A 1,315-nucleotide genomic window follows, 5' to 3' on the forward strand; every position below is an offset into this window, starting at 1 on the left:
ATGTGGGAAAGCTCCCCACGTGATCTTCGAGAGTGCTGCCGAGCAGTGGGACCTTGAACTGGACGAGCTCTTCGTGACCATCGGTCATCGCTTCGGCCGTGTGGAACTTCGCCGCCGCATGCGTGACTACGTACGCGGACTGCTCGCCCCGGTGGCCCGAAAGAACAGCTGGCAGCCGGCCGAACAGGCAGGCCACGCCACTCCCGACGGTCTGCAGCACCTACTCGCAGGCGCGAAGTGGCAGCCGGACGACATCCGCGACGACCTGCAGCAGTACGTCGCCGACAAGCTGGGTGAGGACGGCGGGGTCCTCATCATCGACGACACCGGCTTCATCAAGAAGGGCACCACCTCCGCCGGGGTTCAGCGCCAATACTCCGGAACCGCCGGCCGCACCGAGAACTGTCAGATCGGCGTCTTCGCCGCCTACGCCTCCGGCCGCGGACGTGCCTTGGTGGACCGGGAGTTGTATCTGCCCAAGTCCTGGGCCGAGGACCGTGAACGCTGCCGCGCGGCCAAAGTCCCCGACGACCAGGCGTTCGCCACCAAGGGCGAACTGGCCCGGCACATGGTGCTGCGTGCCCTCGCCTCACCGCTGCCCATCGCCTGGGTCACTGCGGATTCCGCCTACGGACAGGAGAGCCGCTTCCGTCGGCTGCTGGAGCAGTCGGGCGTGGGCTATGTGCTGGCCGTGCCCAAGTCCCAGTTCACCGTGGGCTGTCCCCGCATCGAGGGCCTGTTCGCACAGGCCCCGGCCGAGGCGTGGGACAAGACCTCATGCGGAGCCGGCGCGAAGGGACCGCGCGTCTACTACTGGGCGGCGGTGCGGCTACCGGCCGTCTCCGAGTTCGACTACCAGGGCGAGGTCCCCCACTGGATGCGGTGGGCACTGGCCCGTCGCAGCATCCGCAAGCCCGACGAGATCGCCTACTACCTCGCCTACGCACCCTTGGAGGCCACCGCCCGGGAGCTGGTGCGGGTTGCCGGGACACGCTGGGCGATCGAGGAGTGCTTCCAGGCTGCGAAGAACGAGTGCGGCCTGGACCAGTACGAAGTCCGTCGCTACGTGGGCTGGTACCGGCACATCACCCTCGCCATGCTCGCGCACGCCTTCCTGGCAGCCACGGCACACCAGGCCAGGGAAAAGGGGGCGGAACCGGTGGGGCAGCCGGGGCAATCGCGCTCACAGTGGCGGAGGTTCGGCGACTCCTGGCAGCTTGTCGTCCCCGGCCCCCGCAGCTGCGCGGACGCCGAGGCCGACGCCACGCGATGAGCTGGTCGAACTGGCGCCGACAACACCAGGCAGTCGCCCGTC

The 1,315-nt window shown here is 68.7% G+C and carries 1 protein-coding gene; it reads left to right on the forward strand.

What is annotated here, in order from left to right:
• The first annotated feature begins 19 nt into the window (after window positions 1–19).
• Window positions 20–1,273, forward strand: coding sequence for an IS701 family transposase (locus tag KCH87_RS48415; protein ID WP_374199110.1), 1,254 nt, complete (start codon window positions 20–22; stop codon window positions 1,271–1,273).
• Window positions 1,274–1,315: the final 42 nt, after the last annotated feature.

Source organism: Streptomyces sp. GESEQ-35, from assembly GCF_017948485.1.
In the GTDB taxonomy this organism is placed as follows: Bacteria; Actinomycetota; Actinomycetes; order Streptomycetales; family Streptomycetaceae; genus Streptomyces.